21 protein-coding genes are annotated in these 21,067 nt (G+C 37.9%); 20 read left to right on the top strand and 1 reads right to left on the bottom strand.

The genetic code is table 11. The annotated features are described in order from the left end of the window. Nucleotides 1-160: 160 nt before the first annotated feature. The 12 genes from PB01_RS18855 (at nt 161) to PB01_RS18800 (ending at nt 11,207) form a co-directional block, all read left to right on the top strand. Nucleotides 161-1,135: an ABC transporter substrate-binding protein gene (locus PB01_RS18855; RefSeq protein WP_151701606.1), complete on the top strand. Its 975-nt coding sequence runs from the start codon at nt 161-163 to the stop codon at nt 1,133-1,135. Between the two features lie 17 nt (nt 1,136-1,152). Beyond that, nucleotides 1,153-2,205, top strand: a complete 1,053-nt coding sequence (locus PB01_RS18850) for an ABC transporter permease (RefSeq protein ID WP_151701605.1) — start codon at nt 1,153-1,155, stop codon at nt 2,203-2,205. Further along, on the top strand, nt 2,180-2,977 hold the full coding sequence (locus tag PB01_RS18845; protein WP_151701604.1) for an ABC transporter ATP-binding protein: 798 nt from the start codon (nt 2,180-2,182) through the stop codon (nt 2,975-2,977). The genes PB01_RS18850 and PB01_RS18845 overlap by 26 nt, the downstream gene beginning before the upstream one ends. Nucleotides 2,978-3,045: 68 nt before the next feature. Then, entirely contained in the window at nt 3,046-3,837 is a 792-nt protein-coding gene (locus tag PB01_RS18840; RefSeq protein WP_151701603.1) for a fumarylacetoacetate hydrolase family protein, read from the top strand. Then, nucleotides 3,834-4,592 (top strand): fumarylacetoacetate hydrolase family protein, encoded by a 759-nt coding sequence (locus PB01_RS18835; protein ID WP_151701602.1) that lies wholly within the window; start codon nt 3,834-3,836, stop codon nt 4,590-4,592. The genes PB01_RS18840 and PB01_RS18835 overlap by 4 nt, the downstream gene beginning before the upstream one ends. Nucleotides 4,593-4,612: 20 nt before the next feature. Continuing rightward, nucleotides 4,613-4,999, top strand: a complete 387-nt coding sequence (locus PB01_RS18830) for a 5-carboxymethyl-2-hydroxymuconate Delta-isomerase (protein WP_151701601.1) — start codon at nt 4,613-4,615, stop codon at nt 4,997-4,999. 122 nt (nt 5,000-5,121) lie between these two features. After that, a complete protein-coding gene (gene hpaB, locus PB01_RS18825; RefSeq protein WP_151701600.1) occupies nt 5,122-6,606 on the top strand; it encodes a 4-hydroxyphenylacetate 3-monooxygenase, oxygenase component in 1,485 nt (494 codons plus the stop codon). Nucleotides 6,607-6,645: 39 nt separating this feature from the next. Continuing rightward, nucleotides 6,646-7,149, top strand: coding sequence for a flavin reductase family protein (locus tag PB01_RS18820; RefSeq protein ID WP_225986107.1), 504 nt, complete (start codon nt 6,646-6,648; stop codon nt 7,147-7,149). 16 nt (nt 7,150-7,165) lie between these two features. Continuing rightward, nucleotides 7,166-8,089 (top strand): 2,4-dihydroxyhept-2-ene-1,7-dioic acid aldolase, encoded by a 924-nt coding sequence (hpaI, locus tag PB01_RS18815; RefSeq protein ID WP_151701599.1) that lies wholly within the window; start codon nt 7,166-7,168, stop codon nt 8,087-8,089. A gap of 27 nt (nt 8,090-8,116) precedes the next feature. After that, nucleotides 8,117-9,628, top strand: a complete 1,512-nt coding sequence (gene hpaE / locus PB01_RS18810; protein ID WP_151702119.1) for a 5-carboxymethyl-2-hydroxymuconate semialdehyde dehydrogenase — start codon at nt 8,117-8,119, stop codon at nt 9,626-9,628. A 20-nt stretch (nt 9,629-9,648) separates the two neighbouring features. After that, complete coding sequence (gene hpaD / locus PB01_RS18805; protein WP_151701598.1) at nt 9,649-10,632, top strand: 3,4-dihydroxyphenylacetate 2,3-dioxygenase; 984 nt, start codon at nt 9,649-9,651, stop codon at nt 10,630-10,632. Between the two features lie 176 nt (nt 10,633-10,808). Next, nucleotides 10,809-11,207, top strand: a complete 399-nt coding sequence (locus PB01_RS18800; RefSeq protein ID WP_151701597.1) for a hypothetical protein — start codon at nt 10,809-10,811, stop codon at nt 11,205-11,207. 133 nt (nt 11,208-11,340) lie between these two features. On the opposite strand, the gene PB01_RS18795 is transcribed toward PB01_RS18800, so the two are convergent. After that, complete coding sequence (locus tag PB01_RS18795; RefSeq protein ID WP_151701596.1) at nt 11,341-12,243, bottom strand: cation diffusion facilitator family transporter; 903 nt, start codon at nt 12,241-12,243, stop codon at nt 11,341-11,343. 267 nt (nt 12,244-12,510) lie between these two features. On the opposite strand from PB01_RS18795, the gene PB01_RS18790 reads away from it, so the two are divergent. The 8 genes from PB01_RS18790 to PB01_RS18755 all read left to right on the top strand — a co-directional run bounded on the left by PB01_RS18790 (nt 12,511) and on the right by PB01_RS18755 (nt 21,052). Then, entirely contained in the window at nt 12,511-12,852 is a 342-nt protein-coding gene (locus PB01_RS18790) for a zinc ribbon domain-containing protein YjdM (protein WP_151701595.1), read from the top strand. A gap of 275 nt (nt 12,853-13,127) precedes the next feature. Beyond that, a complete protein-coding gene (locus PB01_RS18785) occupies nt 13,128-13,394 on the top strand; it encodes a YqhV family protein (protein WP_151701594.1) in 267 nt (88 codons plus the stop codon). 581 nt (nt 13,395-13,975) lie between these two features. Beyond that, nucleotides 13,976-15,664, top strand: a complete 1,689-nt coding sequence (locus tag PB01_RS18780) for a glycoside hydrolase family 13 protein (protein WP_151701593.1) — start codon at nt 13,976-13,978, stop codon at nt 15,662-15,664. A 4-nt stretch (nt 15,665-15,668) separates the two neighbouring features. Continuing rightward, a complete protein-coding gene (locus PB01_RS18775) occupies nt 15,669-16,565 on the top strand; it encodes an ROK family protein (RefSeq protein ID WP_151701592.1) in 897 nt (298 codons plus the stop codon). Nucleotides 16,566-16,920: 355 nt separating this feature from the next. Further along, on the top strand, nt 16,921-18,192 hold the full coding sequence (locus PB01_RS18770; RefSeq protein ID WP_151701591.1) for an ABC transporter substrate-binding protein: 1,272 nt from the start codon (nt 16,921-16,923) through the stop codon (nt 18,190-18,192). Between the two features lie 126 nt (nt 18,193-18,318). Then, on the top strand, nt 18,319-19,179 hold the full coding sequence (locus PB01_RS18765) for a carbohydrate ABC transporter permease (protein WP_151701590.1): 861 nt from the start codon (nt 18,319-18,321) through the stop codon (nt 19,177-19,179). Beyond that, nucleotides 19,179-19,994, top strand: a complete 816-nt coding sequence (locus tag PB01_RS18760; protein ID WP_151701589.1) for a carbohydrate ABC transporter permease — start codon at nt 19,179-19,181, stop codon at nt 19,992-19,994. Before PB01_RS18765 ends, PB01_RS18760 begins: the two co-directional genes overlap by 1 nt. A 23-nt stretch (nt 19,995-20,017) precedes the next feature. Continuing rightward, entirely contained in the window at nt 20,018-21,052 is a 1,035-nt protein-coding gene (locus PB01_RS18755; RefSeq protein WP_151701588.1) for a LacI family DNA-binding transcriptional regulator, read from the top strand. The last annotated feature ends 15 nt before the right edge of the window (nt 21,053-21,067 follow it).

Genomic DNA, 21,067 nt, shown 5'->3' with positions numbered 1-21,067 from the left:
CCGCACGATGCGGGTCATGTCTGCTTTGCCACAGGATGTGGTGAACTTTGCAGACCTACACTTCCCTATTTGCCTGTCGGGGCAGACATAGACGTTTGCGCTTTTCTTATTTGGATTCACATAAATACAAAATAAAACAACGTTATTAGGGGGAAATAGAATGAAGAACAGTTGGAAAAAAATGATGGCTGTTATTTTTAGTACTACATTAATACTTGCAGCATGTGGTGATGGTGGGGAGAAGGCGGGGTCCTCGAAGAAATATAAAATAGGCGTCACTCAAATTGTAGAACACCCATCTCTTAATGCTGCTTACGATGGTTTTAAAAAGGCTTTAGAAGATGCAGGAATTGATGCAGAATATGATTCACAAATCGCTCAAGGGGATAATAGTGCTAACACAACAATAGCGACTAATCTTGTCAGTGCAAAGGTTGATCTAATATTTGCAAACTCTACTCCTAGTGCTCAAGCGGCTGCTAGTGCTACATCAGATATTCCAATCGTTTTCACATCCGTGACAGATGCCGTTGGAGCAGAACTAGTTAAATCAATGGAAAGTCCAGGAGGTAATGTAACAGGTACCATTGATGCTCATCCAGATGCGATTTCCGATACAATGAAGTTCCTAAAAGAACAATTGGGAGCAAAAAAGGTTGGAATGGTATTTAACTCAGGAGAACAAAACTCTCGTGCTCAAGTAGATGCAGTAAAAGAAATGTTAAAAGGTATGGATATGACGGTTGTGGAAGCGTCAGTTGCTACGTCAGCAGATGTGAAACAAGCAGCTGAATCATTAATTGGTAAAGTAGATTCTATGTACATCATTACAGATAATACGGTTGTTTCTGCGCTTGAATCCGTAATTTCAGTTGCAAACGACAATAAAATCCCCGTGATGGTAGCTGAGTTTGACTCTGTTAAACGAGGTGGTTTAGCTGCATACGGCTTTGAATATTACGACATAGGTTACGAAGCAGGACAAATGGCTGTCAAAATCTTAAAAGGTGAAAGTAAGCCAGCAGACTTACCTGTTCAAGTTCCACAAAATTTAAAACTGGTTATGAATAAAAAAGCGGCTTCTATTTTAGGAATCGATATTAAAGATGAATGGAAAGCTGAGCTTGTTGAATAAATAGGAGGTGATTCTACATGTTTGCAGCAGTATTTGGCTCTGTGGAGCAAGGAATCATCTATGCAATTATGGCACTTGGAGTGTATATCTCATTCCGAGTGCTAGATTTTCCAGACTTAACAGTGGACGGTAGTTTTGTAACAGGAGCAGGGGTTGCTGCTACGATGATTATCTCTGGATATAATCCGGTGGTAGCTACACTAGTTGCTATAGTTATCGGTTTTCTTGCAGGATGTGTAACTGGGCTCCTACATACAAAAGGAAAAATTAATGCGCTGCTATCCGGAATATTAATGATGATTGCCTTGTATTCCATCAATTTACGCATAATGGGGCTGACCTCTCCAAATTCCATTGGTCGTCCAAATATACCTTTATTAAATGCTGAAACAATGTTTAGTAAGTTCAAATCATTTGGAAGTCCCCTAGGTATTGATACAGCTATAAATAAATTTTTTAGTAATCTAGGGTTTCAATACTTGCCCTCCACTTGGGGTACATTGTTCATCATGATTATTATCGTTTTAATCATTAAATTTATCGTCGATTGGTTTTTGAAAACGGAAGTAGGTCTTGCGATAAGAGCTACTGGAGATAATAAGAAAATGATTCGTAGTTTATCTGCTAATACAGACACGCTTATTATTGTTGGACTTGGTTTTTCAAATGCACTTGTAGCCTTCTCTGGAGCATTGATTGCCCAGTATGCAAAATTTGCCGACATCGGAATGGGTATTGGAATGATTATTATTGGGCTCGCTTCCGTTATTATTGGTGAGGCAATTTTTGGAACAAAAACGATTCTGCGAACAACATTTGCTGTAATAGCCGGGGCGATTATTTATCGAATCGTGCTTGGACTTGCGCTTCGAGTAGATTTTCTCGATACAGGTGATATGAAAATAATTACGGCCGTTATTGTAATTGGAGCATTGATTTTACCTCAATTCTTTGAAAAGAAACGAGAAAAAAGTAGAAAAGCAAAACGTCATGCGGAACGATTAGTAGAGCAAAAGCATTCTCTAATGAAGGAGGGGAATACCGTTGCTAAAGCTCAGTCAGGTCAATAAATTATTTAATGAAGCAACTCCTGATGAAAAAATTGCTTTGGATCAAATTAATCTTCAGTTAAATCCCGGAGATTTCATGACGGTGATTGGAAGCAATGGTGCCGGAAAATCGACTATGTTAAATATGATTTCCGGGGCTCTTTCCCCTGATTTTGGTGTCATTGAAATTGAGAATAAAGACGTTACAAAAGTTCCAGAATATAAGCGTTCACAAATGATTGGAAGAGTATTTCAAGATCCAATGGCAGGCACAGCCCCTACGATGACGATTGAGGAAAACTTGGCAATGGCTTATTCGAGAAATAAAAAACGTATGCTAAAAAAGGGTGTGGACAAGAAACGACGTGAATTATTCCGTGCATCCCTTGAAACCCTTCATTTAAATCTTGAAAATCGATTGAATGCAAAAGTAGGAATGCTATCTGGTGGAGAGAGGCAAGCGCTATCTCTATTGATGGCTACTTTTACACAACCATCTATTTTGCTTTTGGATGAACATACAGCTGCACTAGATCCTTCCCGAGCAGAATTAATTACGAATTTAACAAAGAAGCTTGTTGAAAAAGATCAGCTTACCACTCTAATGATCACGCATAATATGCAACAAGCGCTCGATTTAGGCAACAGGCTTATTATGATGGATAAAGGTCAAATCATTTTAGAAATAGAAGCGGAAGAAAAGAAAAAGTTAACTATTCCTAAGCTAATGGATGAATTCCAACGCATTCGTGGCGAGAAATTAACGAGTGATAAGGCATTATTATCAGTATAACTTGGGGTTCATATTTCTCGGGAAATATAGTTGTTTGCTCTGGAGAATAGCCTAAGGGAGTGAAATGTATGAGCAATGCCAAGATGAAAATGTTAGAGAAACATGAATTAGAATTAGTGGATGTTAATACTGAAACCAATACAGCTGTGATTGGGGGCAGCGTTTTAAGTGTGAATGAAATTCAAATCGATACACCAATTACAGGGACAGTTTTTGGTACGCTACTAAACTATAAGGGGGAAATTGAGAGGTTAGGGGATGCAATAAATGATAAACCATATAATTCGCCGCCAATCGCCCCTATTCTTTATATTAAACCGGTAAATACATTTAACCGGCATGGCGCAGCAATCCCTATGCCAATAGGGATTACGAAACTAAAGATGGGAGCGGCACTCGGATTAGTAATAGGAAAGAAAGCTGTAGCTGTAGATGAAGCAACAGCACTGACTTATATTGCAGGTTATACGATTGTGAACGATGTCAGCGTGCCACATGATAGCGTATACCGTCCAGCAGTTCAACATGTTGCTCGTGATGGGTTTTGTCCAATCGGACCGTGGATAATCGATCGTCATGAGGTAGATAACCCCGATGATTTAACCATTCGAGTATTTATCAATGATAAGCTTCAGCAAGAAAACTCAACATCCAATTTAATTCGGCCGGTCTCACGTTTACTCGCAGATGTAACTGAGTTCATGACGTTAAGTGAGGGTGACATGTTACTAGTTGGAGTTCCTGAAGAGGCACCACTAGCCGAGGTAGGAGATAGAATCCGGATAGAAATAGAAGGTATTGGTAGTTTAGAAAACGTTATTGTTGACGAAACAGCGACCAATCGGGGGAGGTCCTTATGAGAAAAGCACGAATTGCATATGGGGGGGCTATCCATGAAGCGATTGAATGGGAAGGGCTTCTTAAGTTAGATGATGATCGAATAGTAGAAGAGAACAATGTAACTTGGCTTACGCCGATAGAGCCGCGTACAGTGTTTGCATTGGGACTTAACTATGCAGATCATGCAGCGGAACTTGCATTTGCCGCTCCGTCGGAACCCCTTGTGTTTTTAAAAGGACCGAATACGTTTATTGGGCACCAAGCATATACTCGTCGTCCCGCAGATGTTACCTATATGCACTATGAGTGTGAATTGGCAGTAATCATTGGCAAAACAGCTAGAAATGTAAAAAAAGAAGACGCCTATAAATATGTTAAAGGGTATAGTGTCGCCAACGATTATGCTATTAGAGATTATTTAGAAAACTATTACCGCCCCAACTTGCGAGTAAAAAATCGTGATACATGTACACCATTTGGTCCATGGATTGTCGATGTGAAAGACATTGTCGACCCAATGAATTTAAAATTGACCACTCATGTTAATAACGAACTTGTCCAAGAAGGAACGACAGCGGATATGATCTTTGATATTCCTTCGATTATTGCCTATTTAAGTAGCTTTATGACGTTGAGTGAAAATGATGTCATTCTAACTGGTACTCCTAAAGGATCTGTCGACACTACTGTAGGAGATATTGTAATCACGGAAGTAGAGGGAATTGGTCGCTTAGTAAATACCATTATCGGAGACGAATCCTTTACAAATCGATAGTGTGAAAAGGAGGGTATTTTTTGCCGCATTTTATTGTAGAATACACGGATAATATTAAAGATGAGGCAAATCTCGCAAAACTATTCGAGGAGATTCATAAAGTACTAATTGCTCGAGACACTATTTTTCCTATCGGTGGTATCCGTTCAAGAGCTATTGAACTAAAAGAGTACCGAGTGGCGGACGGTGCTGAGGATGACGCTTTCGTCCATGTAATGTTTAAAATTGGGTCCGGACGTTCTAAGGAAATAAAGGAAGAAGTTTGTACTTCGCTATTTGAAGTGATAAAAGAACATTTTTCTTCATTAATGGCTCAACGATATTTAGCCTTGTCCATGGAATTAATAGAATTTAGTGAATCTGGTACTTATAAGCAAAATAATATTCACGTTAGATTTAAAAAGTAGTATAGGTCTTCTATCCAATTAGTATATTGCTATATAATTATTGTTCTGAAAATTCAAGTAAATTTAAAGTTAGTGTATAGCAAATTCATTCAAAAATATTATCCGAACTTGGAGGGAATAGTATGGGCGCACGAACGGGTAAAGAGTACATCGATGGTATTAAAAAAAGGAAAACAGAAGTATGGATTCATGGGGAGAAAGTAGAAGATGTTACGACACATCCAGCATTTAAAAATGTAGTGGAAAGCGTTGCGGGTCTTTACGATTTACAACACGAGAAACCGGAAAAGATGTTATATACCTCGCCGACCTCTGGTAAAAAGGTTGGACTTTCCTTTATTGCTCCTAAAACGAAAGAAGATCTTTTTAAAAGACGTGAAATGCATACCGAATGGGCAACTTTTTCAGGAGGTATGATGGGACGTTCCCCAGACTATTTAAACACCAGTATTATGGCTTTCGGTACAGCAAGCCAGTTTTTTGCGCAAGAAGGTGGTGGAAGTGATCAATTTGCTAAAAATGCAGCAAAATACTATGAATATGCACGTGAGAACGATATTAGTTTAACGCATACGTTAATTCATCCTCAGGTAAACAGATCCATGCTCACGCAATCCGAGCAAAAAGATCCGTTTCTCTCAGCAAGGATTACGAGAAAGACACAAGACGGTATTGTTGTGAATGGTTGTCGTCTCTTGGCGACTTTAGGCGGTATTACGGATGAGCTTGTCGTATTCCCATCTACTATAAATAGAACGCCAGGAACTATTGATGATCCATTCGCATTTGCGTTTGCTATTCCAAATAATACTCCGGGTTTAAAATTTTTGTCCCGTGAATCCTTTGACTACGGTAAAAACAAATGGGATCATCCACTTGGCGGTCGGTTTGATGAAAGTGATGCAATCATTTCTTTCGAAGATGTTCTAGTGCCGTGGGAGAGAGTTTTTGTATGTGAAAGCACCAATATATGTAATCGCACGTATGCCGAGACAAATGCGGTTATACATATGACACATCAAGTTATTTGTAAAAATGTCGTAAAAACCGAATTTATTCTCGGTGTTGTCATTAGTATGATGGAAGCTATTGGTATAGATCAATTCATGCACGTGAAAGAAAAAGCGAGTGAAATCATGGTCATTTTAGAAGTGATGCGTTCTCATTTGTATAAATCTGAGCACAATGCAAAAATCGATCAATATGGCAATATGACACCAGATTTTGAACCGTTAAATGCTGCACGCAACTGGTTCCCGAAAATGTATCAGCGTATGAATGAAATTATTAAAATCTTAGGTGCTTCTGGATTGATGGCACTTCCAACTGAAGCGGATTTTAGTAATACGGATGTTGGACCATTAGTTCATCGCTACACACAAGGTGCGAATATGAACGGTGAAGAGAAAGTGCAATTATTCCGCTTAGCATGGGATATTTCCATTAGTGCATTTGGTAATCGACAAGCACTTTATGAATATTATTTCTTTGGGGATCCAGTGAGAATGTCAAATGCTTATTACGATGGATTTGACAAGAAACCTTATAAAGACATGGTGACGAACTTTTTAAATAAAGCGAAAAAAGAAGCAGGTATATTATCTTAAATTAAAGTTAACATCTTCTGAAAGTAGTGAGGTGAATGAATGATGCAGCAAGTAGAGATTGATGATCGTTTATATCGAAATGTGCTGGGTAGTTTTGCGACAGGCGTAACGGTTATTACTACAGAAGTTGATAAAATGGTGCATGGTATGACTGCAAATGCGTTTATGTCCGTTTCATTGAAGCCTAAACTTGTCGCAATTAGTATTGGAGAAAATGCAAGAATGCTTCAGCATATAAAGGATTCAAAGCAATTTGCGATTAATATATTATCGGCTAACCAACAAAATAAATCGAAACAATTTGCAGGTCAGCTTAAATCAGAATCTGAAGTTACGTTTACTTACTTTAAGGGACTACCAATACTGGATGATAGTGTAGCGGTGATTACATGTGATCTGCATAGCGAATATGTAGTAGGAGACCATACAATTTTTATAGGTCATGTTACTGGAGTCAAGCTTGAACAAAATGATCCTTTACTATTTAGTCAAGGAAAGTATCGGGAATTAAAAGCACTAGAAGAATCGGAAACAACTATTTAGGAAGGAGTTGATTCGAATGGCATATGAAGAAGCTAAAAAGAAGTTAAGAGGTTCCATTTGTCCCGTCATTACCCCGTTTACGGAAAGTGGTGCAATTGACGAAAAAGTATTCATCGAGTTGATCAATTGGCAAATTGAAAGTGGAAGTCATGGGATTTCTGTTACAGGAACGAGTGGAGAACCAAGTTCTTTAACAATTGCTGAAAGAAAACGGGTTATGAATCTAGCGAAAGAAACAATAGATGGTCGTGTGTTTTTTGCACCTGGAACAGGGTCCACCAATCATGATGAAACAATGGAGCTAACGAAATATGCAGAAGATATAGGTGCAGATGCTGCCATGGTTATCGTACCTTACTACAATAAACCGAACCAAGAAGCACTTTATCAGCACTTTAAAACAGTCGCAGATTCTGTTGAAATCCCAATCATTATTTACAATATACCAGGTCGATCCGCCGTCAATATGGAAGTTGGCACGATGAAACGCCTAGTGGAAGATTGTCCGAACATTATCGGTGTAAAAGAAGCAAATAAAGACTTTGAACATGTTAATCGTGTGCTTCTAAACTGTGGAAGGGATTTCCTACTGTTCTCGGGGATTGAACTACTTTGCTATCCAATGCTCGCAATTGGCGGTGCTGGATTTATCAGTGCAACCGCAAACGTGGAACCGGCAAAAGTAGCAGAACTATATAATGCTTGGGAAGCGGGAGATGTTGCTAGGGCGCAAGATCTTCATTTCGAATTAATGCCATTAAATGATGTGCTTTTCAAAGATACAAATCCATCACCAGTTAAAGTGGCGCTGGGAATGATGGGGAAAATAACGCCTAAACTGCGCTTGCCATTAGGATTACCTTCAGCAGCAATACAAGAAGAAGTCCGCGAATCACTTATTGAACTTGCTATTTTGCCTAAGGAAGTAATTGTAAAGTAATTATAAATAAGAAAATAGGTGATAAGAATGGTATCTTCCCAACAGTTAATTTCTTATAAACATGAAACACAACAGAGTATTTCTCTCTATATAAATGGGGAATTCACTTCAGCGGCAGGTGGAAATACATTTAAAAATATGAACCCATTTACGAATGAACAAATTAATGAAGTTGCAGAAGGACAGTCTGAAGATATTAATAAAGCAGTCGCAGCCGCACGGGAAGCTTTTGATAATGGTCCTTGGAAAACGATGAAGCTAACTAAAAGAATGGAATATATTTACCGTATTGCTGATTTAATAGATGAAGAGATAGAAAAAATAGCTTACTTGGAATCTCTTGATACGGGACTTCCAATTAGCCAAACGAGAAATATGGTAAGTCGTGCATCGGAGAATTTCAGATTCTATGCTCGCATGGTGGAGAGCCGTTTAGTTGGTGATGCCTATCAAGTAGACGATGAATTTATTAACTATACCATCCATGCACCAGTGGGGGTTGCAGGATTAATCACCCCTTGGAATGCTCCTTTCATGTTAGAAACATGGAAAGTGGCACCAGCACTTGCGACAGGTAATACAGTTGTTTTAAAGCCAGCAGAACTTTCTCCACTTTCCGCAAATTTATTGGCGGAAGTAATTCATAAAGCAGGTCTTCCAAAAGGTGTTTTCAATGTTGTTCATGGCTATGGAGAAGAAGCAGGGGATGCGCTTGTAAAACATCCGGATGTCCAGCTTATTTCATTCACAGGAGAAACAAAGACGGGTTCAACCATTATAAAAAACAGTGCGGATACGTTGAAAAGCTGCTCAATGGAGCTTGGTGGAAAATCCCCTATTATTGTTTTCGATGATGCTGATTTTGAACGAGCTTTAGATGCTTGTGTTTGGGGAATCTATTCTTTTAATGGTGAACGCTGTACTGCTAACTCACGCCTGTTTTTGCAAGAAGGGATAAAAGATAAATTTATCGATGCTTTAAAGATGCGTGTTGCGAATATTAAAGTCGGTGATCCACTAGATGCAGATACGGAAGTAGGGCCGCTGATTGATAAAGGGCATTTTAGCAAGGTAAAGAGCTACTTGGAAATTGCAAATGAAGAAGGTACGGAAGTCATTACTGGAGACATTCCAATTGAATTTGTTAGAGGGAATTTTGTGGGACCGACGCTTATACTAAATGCTGAAAATCATATGCGCGTTGCACAAGAAGAAATCTTTGGCCCTATACTAACAGTTTTGACATTTAAAGAGGAAGAGGAAGCCATAAAGCTTGCAAACGATATCGATTATGGGCTTGCGGGTTATGTATGGACGAACGATATTAAACGAGGTCACCGCGTTGCGCATAAAGTGGAAGCTGGAATGCTTTGGGTGAATGCTCAAAACGTTCGGGATTTAAGAACACCTTTCGGAGGTTCTAAATCCTCTGGAATCGGTCGCGAAGGTGGGCATTACGGCTTTGGGTTTTATACGGAGCAGAAAATCATTCATGTTTCAATTGCTGATCATCGTATTCAGCAGTTCGGGAAAAAATAAGGGAAGGCATGGTGAACACCGTGGATTTTTCAATCATTCGTATCGCAAGAACAGTTCTTCATGTATTGGATTTGCAAGCGTCCCGTAAGTTCTATGTGGATGGACTAGGCATGATTGAAACAGAAAGTGATGAAAATCATATTTATTTGAGAGGTTTAGAAGAACACTCTCATCATAGTTTACTATTAAGAAAAGCAGACAAAGCTGTTGTTGAAGTACTTAGTTATAAAGTGGAAAAAGAACAGGATCTCAATGAAATTGAAAAGCTTTTTATTTCAAAAGGTTTAAAAACAAAATGGATGGCGAAGGGGGAACAACATGCAATTGGAAGAACCCTTCGCGTCCATGATATTTCCGGCATTCCATTAGAATTTTTTGCAGAAATGACGACTGTTGACCGGATGCTACAACGCTATGACCTTTATTCGGGAGCAAAAATTCAGAGAATTGATCATGTAAACTGTGCAGTACCTCATGTACAAAAAGCGTATGATTTTTATGTGAAGGACTTAGGCTTTTCGTGTTCAGAGTATACAGATACAGAAGACGGGGAATTGTGGGCAGCATGGCTTTATCGAAAACCGACTGTTCATGACCAAGCATTTATGAGTGGACCGGGACCTAAACTACATCATTTTGCTTACACCCTAACAGATCGACTTAGCGTGCTCGATTGTTGTGATGTTTTAGCAAGTATGGGATATGCCGATTCGATAGAAAGAGGACCTGGTCGCCATGGCTTATCCAATGCTTTCTTCCTCTATTTAAGAGATCCTGATGGTCATCGTATTGAGCTTTACACAGGTGATTATTTGACAAGCGACCCAGATTTAAAGCCGAAAAGGTGGGATCTAAATGATCCGCTTCGCCAAACGTTTTGGGGACACAAAGCACCAGATCGATGGTTTAATGAAACAAGTCCGTTCATTGATATTGAAACGGGTGAAGAAATAGAATGTGAAGAACCATTTTTGGAACAAAGAAAACCAAAGATTGTCGTTTAAGAACGGAACCATCGAGAGCATAGTGTGAGAAACCAATAAATTTCATACAAAAAGAGTATTAAAAAATTATTCTCTTTTATTAACGGGCAAAATTGTAATAAGGAATTCATATGTTGTTCATGTTGACAGGATATTATAAGCACCATAGTACGAATGAAACTATGGAGGTTAACGTAATGGAAACAAAATGGAGTTTAAGATTAATTCGCCTTGCAGCAATTTTTGGTTTGTTAGGAGCAATATTAGGTTCACATATGGCCGGTTCAGGTAGCTATCAATTCCGTCCCATTCACGCACACATATTAGTAGTAGGTTGGTTAACCATCTTTGCGTGGGGTATTTTCTACCGTGTATACAAAGTTAAATCTTCCAAACTAGTAACAGCGCATGGATGGACAGCAGTAATCGGATCAATTGGTTTAACAGCCGGGATGTGGTTAAATGGACTAAAACCATTTAATATAAATGAAACATTCTCCTTAGTATTCTACATCGTTGGTGGAACTGTTCTGTTAATAAGTTTTGGATTATTTATCATTACAACATTTATGATTGATACGAAAGAAGATAAGTAAGTATAGGAAAGAACGTTAGCTAAATAGAGTAGAATAAATTACAGGCCCCTAATTCTCATTTAGGGGCCTGTTTCCATTTAGAAGGGAAAGTATGAAAGAAACATGGCATGTTACAAAAAGGCTAAGTACTCAGCTACTTTACTTCCTTCATTTCGTACCATGGATTTACATGGACCAAAACTTCTTCCACATTAGCAAAACGATTTTTTATAGCTTTTTTAATTTCTTTTGAAACATCATGACCTTCCTGAATGCTTAAGGTAGCTGGTAGGCTTACTCGAACGTCCACAATGATATAGTGCCCGTGTTCTCGTGCTCTAATACGATCGATTCGTTTCACTAAAGGAACTGATCGAACCGATTCAAATATTATTTCCATCGTTTCAGAATCCACGGTTTTTTCCATAAGCACGTCAATAGATTCTCGCCCCATTCCAATAGCTAGCTTTAGGACTAGGAATGCAACGATAATACCTGCCACAGGATCACCATAAGCCAATATGCCAATATGAAAATAATCTCCAATCATGGCAAGTCCAATACCGATAACAGCGGCTAAAGAAGCATAGACATCAGCAAGATGGTCGTAAGCAGTCGCAATTAATCCTTTACTGTTTACTTTTTTGCCAATATTAATAGTATAAACATAAAGAACTTGTTTCCATATGAGAGAAATTATCGCTGCTATTAAAACAGTAAAGGTTGCTTTGTGGGGTGTTTCAAATAATGCTAAAACAGAATGATAACCGATATATAATGCTGCAATACCTAAAATAATGGCAACAATGGCTGCACCAACGACTTCTGCCTTACCATGCCCATAAGGGTGATCTTCGTCTGGTGGACGTTTGGATACACGCATTGCACTGAGCGCAGCTACTGATGCAATCACATCTCCAGCGTTGTGAACGCCATCAGCAAGAAGTACCTGACTATTAAATAATAAACCAACAATAATTTTTAATATCGTAAGAAAAACATTGCTTATTAAACTAATCCAGATTGCAAAAGAGGATTGTTTTTTTTCCAAACTCATAATTTATTCCCCCAACTAGTTTTATTGCACAAAGGAAACAAAAACCCTTGACCATGTTGGTCAAGGGTTTGGCTATTATAAAAAACTATATTCAAATACTTCTCAATAAAATAGGACATTTCCTTCACCACTCTAATTTAGTATTAAACAAAAAATTAGTATACCATTACCTGAAGTTTTTTTCAAAATTAAAAGAACGCCATTACCAGTTGTTTGGCCAACTTTATTATATTAGAATTGATAATAGTAAATGGAGGGAATGAAATAATGTCTAGCTTACCAAATTGTCCGAAGTGTAATTCAGAATACACATACGAGGACGGAAGTCTTTTTATTTGCCCAGAATGCGCGCACGAGTGGGAGCTCGAGACAAAGGATGAAGTGATGGAAGAGAAAAAGATTGTCAAAGATGCGAATGGTAATATCTTAAACGATGGTGATTCTGTAGCAATTATAAAAGACCTTAAAGTAAAAGGAAGTTCATCGACCTTAAAAATTGGTACAAAAGTAAAAAGTATTCGTTTAGTTGACGGAGATCATGATATTGATTGTAAAATAGATGGTTTTGGTGCGATGAAACTAAAATCTGAATTTGTTAAAAAGATTTAGGCGGATAGTTATTTTATTTTGTAGTCCTCCTTCAATAGCTTATTACAGGGAGACTGGTGTTATTTTATCAGTCTTTTTTTATGAACTGGAAAGAATGAACTTATCTACCAAAAGTCAACGCTAGTGAATAATAACCCTCGCAATTTCCTTCTTTAGATTATATATTCAAAAAATAGGAAGAAAATTACTTGCATCGTTTAAAAAGTATTTCCATTGATAAAAGTAGATGAATATACATACACTTTAGAAAGTCCGGGTGAAGGGAGCCTTCTTATTTGATTGAAAAAGCACTCCTTTTTATTATTATATTAAGGGTTTTTTCAGGAAGTATTGATATAACTGCTGCGATGTTTATGTATAAATTTAATGATTTAGAAAAGGCATTTTATATTAACACGTTATTAGCCTTAGTAGGACCTTGTATTTTAATCATTACAACTGCTATCGCATTATTTGGTTTAGCTGAAAAGATTTCATTGACTAGAATGATATGTCTTTTTAGTGGAATCTTACTTATTCTATTCAGTTTAAAATCGAAATAATGAACAATATATTATGCAAAAAACTATCTTCTTACATAAAAAGTTAATCACTATAATTTTTTTTGCTAGATAAAAAATTTTATGAATTCTATTGCTAGGAAGCAAGCAATTATAGTGTTTTGTAGTTCTTGCTATTTGAAGGTCACTTATTGAAGAAAGCATACAGATGGCTTTCATCTTACTATTGGTAGAACTATAGAAAATCAAGAAGTGAAGAGCATCCGAAATTGTATCTTCGGATGCCTTTTAATAAGTAGGACAGGATTTAATCTCTCATTAACCAAACCTTATGCATCGTGACTCCACATTTCAAGAGGGCGACGGACAATCATCCGCCACAAGATTACAGAAAAAGTGGATCGTGAAGTGAGGTACCTCACTTCACGATTTACAAAATCTCCAACGGCAATAGTGTAGCCAATGTTCCGTCCAAAGTACTTGGGAAACAGTAAGGACAAGGTGGACTTAAATCGCAGTTGTCGCTATTCTCAAAAGTTTAATATTTTTATGCAAACGCTTGCATAAAAATTGTGGAAAGATTAGAATAATTCTATCAAGAAAGTATAGGGTGGTGAAAGAATATGATTCAATTAAGAGAGTCTTGGTGGAAGCGGAGTGTTGTCTATCAAATATATCCACGAAGCTTTATGGATTCTAACGGAGACGGTATCGGTGATTTACAAGGGGTTATTTCCAAACTGAATTATTTAGAAAAATTAGGTGTGGATGTCATTTGGCTTAGCCCAGTATATGATTCTCCAAATGACGACAACGGCTATGACATACGAGACTATCAAGCTATTATGCAAGAATTTGGGACAATGAAAGACTTTGAACAACTGATTGATGAAGCGAAATTACGAGGCATTCGAATTGTGATGGATCTTGTGGTGAATCACACATCTAATGAGCATGCTTGGTTTGTTGAATCACGATCTTCCAAGAACTCCAAGTATCGCGATTATTACATATGGCGAGACAGTAAAGATGAACACCCTCCAAATAATTGGGGTTCTATATTCTCTGGTTCTGCTTGGGAGAAAGAGGATGCTACAAATTCGTATTATTTGCATTTGTTCTCTAAAAAGCAACCTGATTTGAACTGGGAACATGAGCCTCTTCGAAACGAAATTTATAAAATGATGACATACTGGTTGGACAAAGGAATTGGTGGCTTTCGCATGGATGTCATTAATTTTATTTCCAAAGATGAGAAATTACCTAATGGGGTTGTCCATTCGGAGCAACAGTATGGAGATGGAAGTCCTTATTTTATGAACGGGCCGAAAATTCATACTTATTTGCAGGAGATGAACGAAAAGGTTTTGCGCCATTATGACGTGTTAACCGTAGGGGAAATGCCAGGAGCCTCTCCTGAAGAAGCACGAATCTACACCAATTCTGCAAATCAAGAAGTGAATATGGTGTTCACATTTGAGCATATGGATTTGGATAGTGGGCCACATGAAAAGTGGGACGTCCAGCCGTTAGATTTAGTGGAATTAAAACTTAATTTAGAAAAGTGGCAACACGCTCTCCATCAAATAGGGTGGAATAGTCTTTATTGGAATAACCACGATCAACCGCGAATCGTTTCGCGTTTTGGGAATGACAAAGATTATCGTGAAGTGTCTGCAAAAATGTTAGCGATTTGTCTTCATATGCTACAAGGTACTCCTTATATTTATCAGGGGGAAGAGTTGGGCATGACAAATGTAAGATTTGAAAATATTAGCGACTACCGAGATATTGAAACACTTAATATGTATAAAGAAAAACGTCAGCAAGGAATTGCGCATGAATCGATCATGGAGAGTATTTATGCCAAAGGGCGGGACAATGCTCGAACTCCGATGCAATGGACGGTTGATGGAGGATTTACTACGGGAACACCTTGGATTGAGATGAATACAAATACCGCTAAAATTAATGCAGAACAGGTACTTGCCGATGAGTCGTCCATTTTTTATACGTATCAAAAATTAATCAAATTAAGAAAAGAACATGATATTATCACAAATGGTAGTTTCCAATTATTACTGCCGAATCATCCCAATCTGTTTGTTTATAAACGACAATTTGAGGAAGAAGAATGGCTAATTGTAGCTAATTTCTCGAAGGAAATGGAACAATTCGACTGGAATGTATATGATAGAAGAAACGATAATGGCAAAGTGATAATAGCTAACTATGAAACTCCTGAAATAGAAGGAGATATCATGATAGTACGCCCTTATGAGGCATTTGTGCTTGCTTTTGGAAGGAGATAGGACATTGAAAAAAATACTTGGTATTGATATTGGTGGAACCAAAATCAGGTTAGGTGTAGTGAAGGAGAACGGGGAAGTTTTAGCTGATAAAAAAATCCCAACAAAATTACCATTGTATCCATACTTAGAAGAACAGGTGCTAAAAGTAATGACGGAATTTCCTGATCTATCGGGTATCGGAATTGGTACAAGGGGAATGGTAGATGCAAAAACGGGTGTTGTAACATTCGAAACAGAACTAGAAGGCTGGCAAGGAACACCAGTAAAAGCGCAATTAGAAGCAGCAACAGGGCTTCGAGTGGAAATAAATAATGATGCCAATTGTGCTGCGCTTGCAGAAGCGAAAATTGGTGCAGCAGCAAATTTCCAAAAAGTAGTTTGTTTAACAATTGGGACGAAACTAGGCGGTGGGTTTGTCTTTGACGGGCAAGTGATGAATGGTACCCACGGAGGTGCGGGAGAAGTAGGTCACTTAATCTTGTATCCAAATGGTTTAGTATGTGGCTGTGGTAGACCGGGTTGTAGTGAGCAATATGTATCTGGGACTGCGCTAAGTAGATTGATTCAAGAGGAGAATGTTATTGATCCAGAAACAGGGCAATTAGCAATACCACAAAATCTATTCCGATTAGCAACTAATGGGCATACAAGTGCAATAGTAGTTCGCGAACGATTTCTTTCCGATTTTGCAGTAGTGATTTCCACACTACAAGCGGTTTTGGATATGGACTGTGTTGTAGTTGGGGGGGGCGTTTCAGATTCTGCAGATGATTGGTGGGAAAACCTTTTAGCGAAAGTAGAGTCACTGAAACTTAGCCCGCTGGAATTGAAGCGCGCTACTTTTGGGAATGAAGCCGGGATGCTTGGAGCAGCTATGCTCATTATTGACCGAGTAAACTAATCGTCCTATTAAAAAGATGAGGACAAGCTTCCCAATAAAATAAGAATCGTTTCATATTTAAACTTTACTATGCATATGTTTAATTTCGACGAATGAGGAGTGAATAGACTTGGGGGGCCTTAAAACGTAGAAAGTGCCCTTCATTACAAATTCACTTAGATGACTCCAATTGAAACATGTGCATGTTTTTTGAAATCTGAATTGCGAAAAAATATAGTGTTGTAATCATATAAATGGTATGGTAGGATAAATTTAGTTAATTTGCGCAAACGCTTTCACAAGCTTTGCCATTATTTTTGGTCACTTGTGCAAACGTTTTCACGGAAGTTAAAATTTTAAAGTGTGGGGGAGAAATATGAAAAGAAAATGGCGTGCAGGTTTATTAGCAGCTTCACTAAGTTTTGCAGCAATTTTAACGGGGTGTAGTTCGAAAGAAGAGCAAGTAACGTTAGACGTCTTCCAATTCAAAGTAGAATTTAAAGATCAGTTTGAAAAAGTTGCAAAAGCATATGAAAAAGAAAATGAAAATGTAAAAATTAATATCACAACTGTTGGTGGTGGAGAAGACTACGGTGCAGCTCTTCGTTCCAAGTTTGCATCAGGCAATGAGCCAGCTATTTATAATATCGGGGGTCCTCAAGATGTAGCAGATTGGTTAGACAAATTAGCTGACTTGTCCGATTCTGCAGCAGCAAAAGCAGCATTAGATGGCTCACTTAATGGAGTTTCGGTAGATGGAAAAGTATTGGGACTTCCATACAACCAAGAAGGTTATGGTTTAATTTATAACAAGAATGTATTTGAAAAAGCAGAAGTTGATCCAGCTTCCATTAAAGACTTCGCTTCTTTAGAAGCAGCGGTAAAAAAATTAGATAGCAAAAAATCTGAATTAGGTCTACAAGCGGTATTTGCTTTACCTGGTAAAGAAACATGGGTAACTGGATTGCATTTATCAAATGCTTTCTTAGCTCCAGAATTTGACAATAATGTTTTAACTGCATTTGATTCTAAAACTGTCGATTTCAAATATGGTGATGCATTCAAAAAAGTTCTAGATCTTCAAAATGACTATTCGGTGCAACCAACAGTTAGTTTAGACTATTCAAAACAAGTAGAAGAGTTATTCTCTCTTCAAAAAGTAGCGATTATTCAACAAGGTAACTGGGTATATGGATCGATTGCAGGGATTGATGAAGATTTTGCAAATAACGGCATTGGAATATTACCGATTCCTGTAGAAGGATACAAAGGTGATACTATTCCAGTTGGGATCCCGATGTATTGGGGTGTAAATAGCAAGGCAGATAAAGCAGTAATCGAAGAATCAAAAAAATTCCTAGACTGGCTATATACTTCGGATGAAGGTAAAGAAACAGTGTTAAACGATTTTAAATTCATCCCAGCATACGAAGGATATGATTCATCTAAGATCTCTGATCCACTTTCAAAAGATGTATATGAATATGCAGAGAAGGGCAAAACAATTGGCTGGACTTTCATGGGATATCCTACTGGATGGGGTCAAGACGAATTAGGGGTTCAAATTCAGAAATATTTAAGTAAAAAAGCAACTTGGGAAGAAGTTGTCGATGCAACGAAAAAAGCATGGGAAACTGATCGTAAATAAGAAAAGCGAAAGCATCAAAACAAAGTAGCCACTGCGCTACTTTGTTTTGTAAAAAAAGAGAGAAAAGCATGGTCTGAAACCAAGTAATGGGTAAAGATGCATGTTTGTCATTTGGGAGGTGAGCGAATGCGCACAAGAGATTTATCATATTGGGTATTTTTAATGCCAGTTTTGGCCGCATTGACATTAGTTGTAATAGCTCCTTTATTTCTTGGTATCTATTATTCTTTCACAGATTGGAATGGAATTCAGACGAAAGGCTTTGTTGGCTTTGATAATTACATAGCATTATTCAAAGACGAACGTTTCCTTAATTCGTTATGGTTTACAACGAAGTTTTCCGTCGTATCGGTCATTCTGATCAATCTAATTGGCTTATCACTTGCACTACTAGTAACAGCCAAATTAAAAACAAATAAAGTGTTGCGTACCATTTTCTTTATGCCAAATCTAATTGGGGGATTAATCCTTGGATTCATCTGGCAGTTTATCTTCACGAAAGCATTTGCAGGCTTTGGTTCAATAGTAGGTATAGAGAGTTTACAAGGGTGGTTATCTACCACCAGTACTGGCTTTTGGGGACTTGTTATCTTAATGAGCTGGCAAATGTCTGGATATATTATGGTAATTTATATTGCGTACTTGGAAGGTGTTTCAAAGGAATTGCTTGAAGCGGCAGAAATTGATGGTGCCAATGCTTTTCAAAGATTTCGTAGTGTAATTTTTCCACTAGTAGCTCCTGCTTTTACAGTAAGTATGTTTTTAACGCTTTCCAATACATTTAAGTTGTATGATCAAAACCTTTCTTTAACTGGAGGAGGACCGTATAATTCAACGCAAATGGTAGCGATGGAGATATTTAATACAGCGTTCGGTCGTTATGATATGGCATATGCGCAAGCAAAAGCGGTCATATTTTTCTTAATTGTTGCAGTGGTTGCTTTAGTGCAAGTTTATATTAATAAGAAACGTGAGGTGGAAATGTAATGCGTAAAAAGTATTTAATTCCACTTGAAGTATTGGGTATCTTTTTGGCGATTGTTTGGTTAGCTCCTTTCTACCTAATGGTTGTTAATTCGCTAAAAACAAAACGAGAAATTTTTGAAGATACGTTAAAACCTCCAAGTTCCGTTACGTTCGATAACTATGTGCAAGCATTTTCAGAATTAGACTTTCTAAGAACTTTTGCTAATTCACTCATTATTACAGTAATTAGTGTTGTACTAATCATTATTTTTTCAGCAATGGCAGCGTATGCGTTGTCTCGTGCAAAAGGGCGTATAAGCACTATTATTTTCTTTGTTTTTGTAGCGGCGATGCTAATCCCTTTTCAATCTGTTATGATTCCTCTCGTGACGGTGTTTGGGAAGTTTGAGATGTTGAACCGAGCGGGGTTAATATTCATGTATTTAGGTTTTGGTGCGAGTTTATCCATTTTTTTATATCATGGTGCCTTAAACTCCATCCCTCGTACTTTAGACGAAGCTGCTACAATTGATGGGGCAAATAGATTCCAAGTTTTTTGGTATATCATTTTTCCGATGCTTAAGCCAATTACAGTGACTGTAGGCATATTAAATACCATTTGGATTTGGAATGACTACTTGCTTCCTTCTCTAGTCATTAACCAAAAAGGAATGGAGACAATTCCATTGAAAATGTTCTTTTTCTTCGGAGAATATACAAAACAATGGCATCTTGCCTTAGCAGGTCTTACATTGGCAATTATTCCAGTAGTTATTGCATATTTCTTTGCACAACGAGAAATTATTAAAGGTGTATCAGATGGAGCAGTAAAGTAAAATATTGAAAAGAGGGGATTCTATTGGCTATTACAATCATTGATGTGGCGAAAGAAGCGAATGTTTCTCCAGCTACCGTTTCTCGTGTAATTGCAGACAACCCAAGAATTAGTGAACAAACGAAGCGCAAAGTAAGGGAAGTAATGGAACGGTTAGAGTATCACCCTAACTTTCAAGCAAGAAATTTAGCCGCAAAAAGCACGAAAACGGTAGGTGTTATCATGTCGAATTCTACCTCATTGGCATTTCAAAATCCGTTCTTTCCAGAAGTCATCCGCGGCATTTGTACAAGTGCCCACGCTAGTAAATATGGCATTTACCTATCTACAGGTGGCAGCGAGGAAGAAATCTATCAAGAAGTTGTGTCAATGGTGCAAGGGAGAAAGGTGGATGGCATTATCCTGCTTTATTCTCGTGTTAATGATCGTACAATGGCTTTTTTAAAGGATGCGAAGTTTCCATTTACGATGGTAGGCCGTCCTTATAAATATGAGGATGAGATTACGTATATTGACAACGATAATCAGAAAATTGCTCATGATGTTGTGGAATATCTATTTAACCTAGGGCATCGGCAGATCGCATTTATCGGAGGGAATCTCGAATTTGTAGTTTCGAAGGACCGCTTAGAAGGTTATCAACAGGCATTAATAGACACAGGTCTTTTCTATTCAGATGCGTACTTTATACACGATGAAGCCATTAAAGCAACAGGGAATAAAAGTATAAAAGAGCTGATGCAGCTTGAAGTACCCCCTACAGCAATTGTGGCACATGACGATTTAGTAGCGTATGAAATCATTCGATATTTAGAAGAGCTGTCCATACAGGTCCCAAAGGATATTTCCATTGTGAGTTTCAACAACCACTCCTTATCAGCCTATGTAAAGCCTCCTCTAACTTCTGTGGACATTTCGATTTTTGAATTGGGCTTCCAGTCTGCCAACTTTCTATTAGAAAAAATAATAGATCCAAAAGCACCGGTAAAACATCATTTTGTACCAACTACTTTAATAGAACGAGATTCATGCGGAAATATTAAAATGGTTGGCGAATAAAAACCAACAAGAAAA

It is taken from the genome of Psychrobacillus glaciei (assembly GCF_008973485.1).
GTDB lineage: Bacteria > Bacillota > Bacilli > Bacillales_A > Planococcaceae > Psychrobacillus > Psychrobacillus glaciei.
This window is presented reverse-complemented; position numbering and strand designations above follow the sequence as displayed.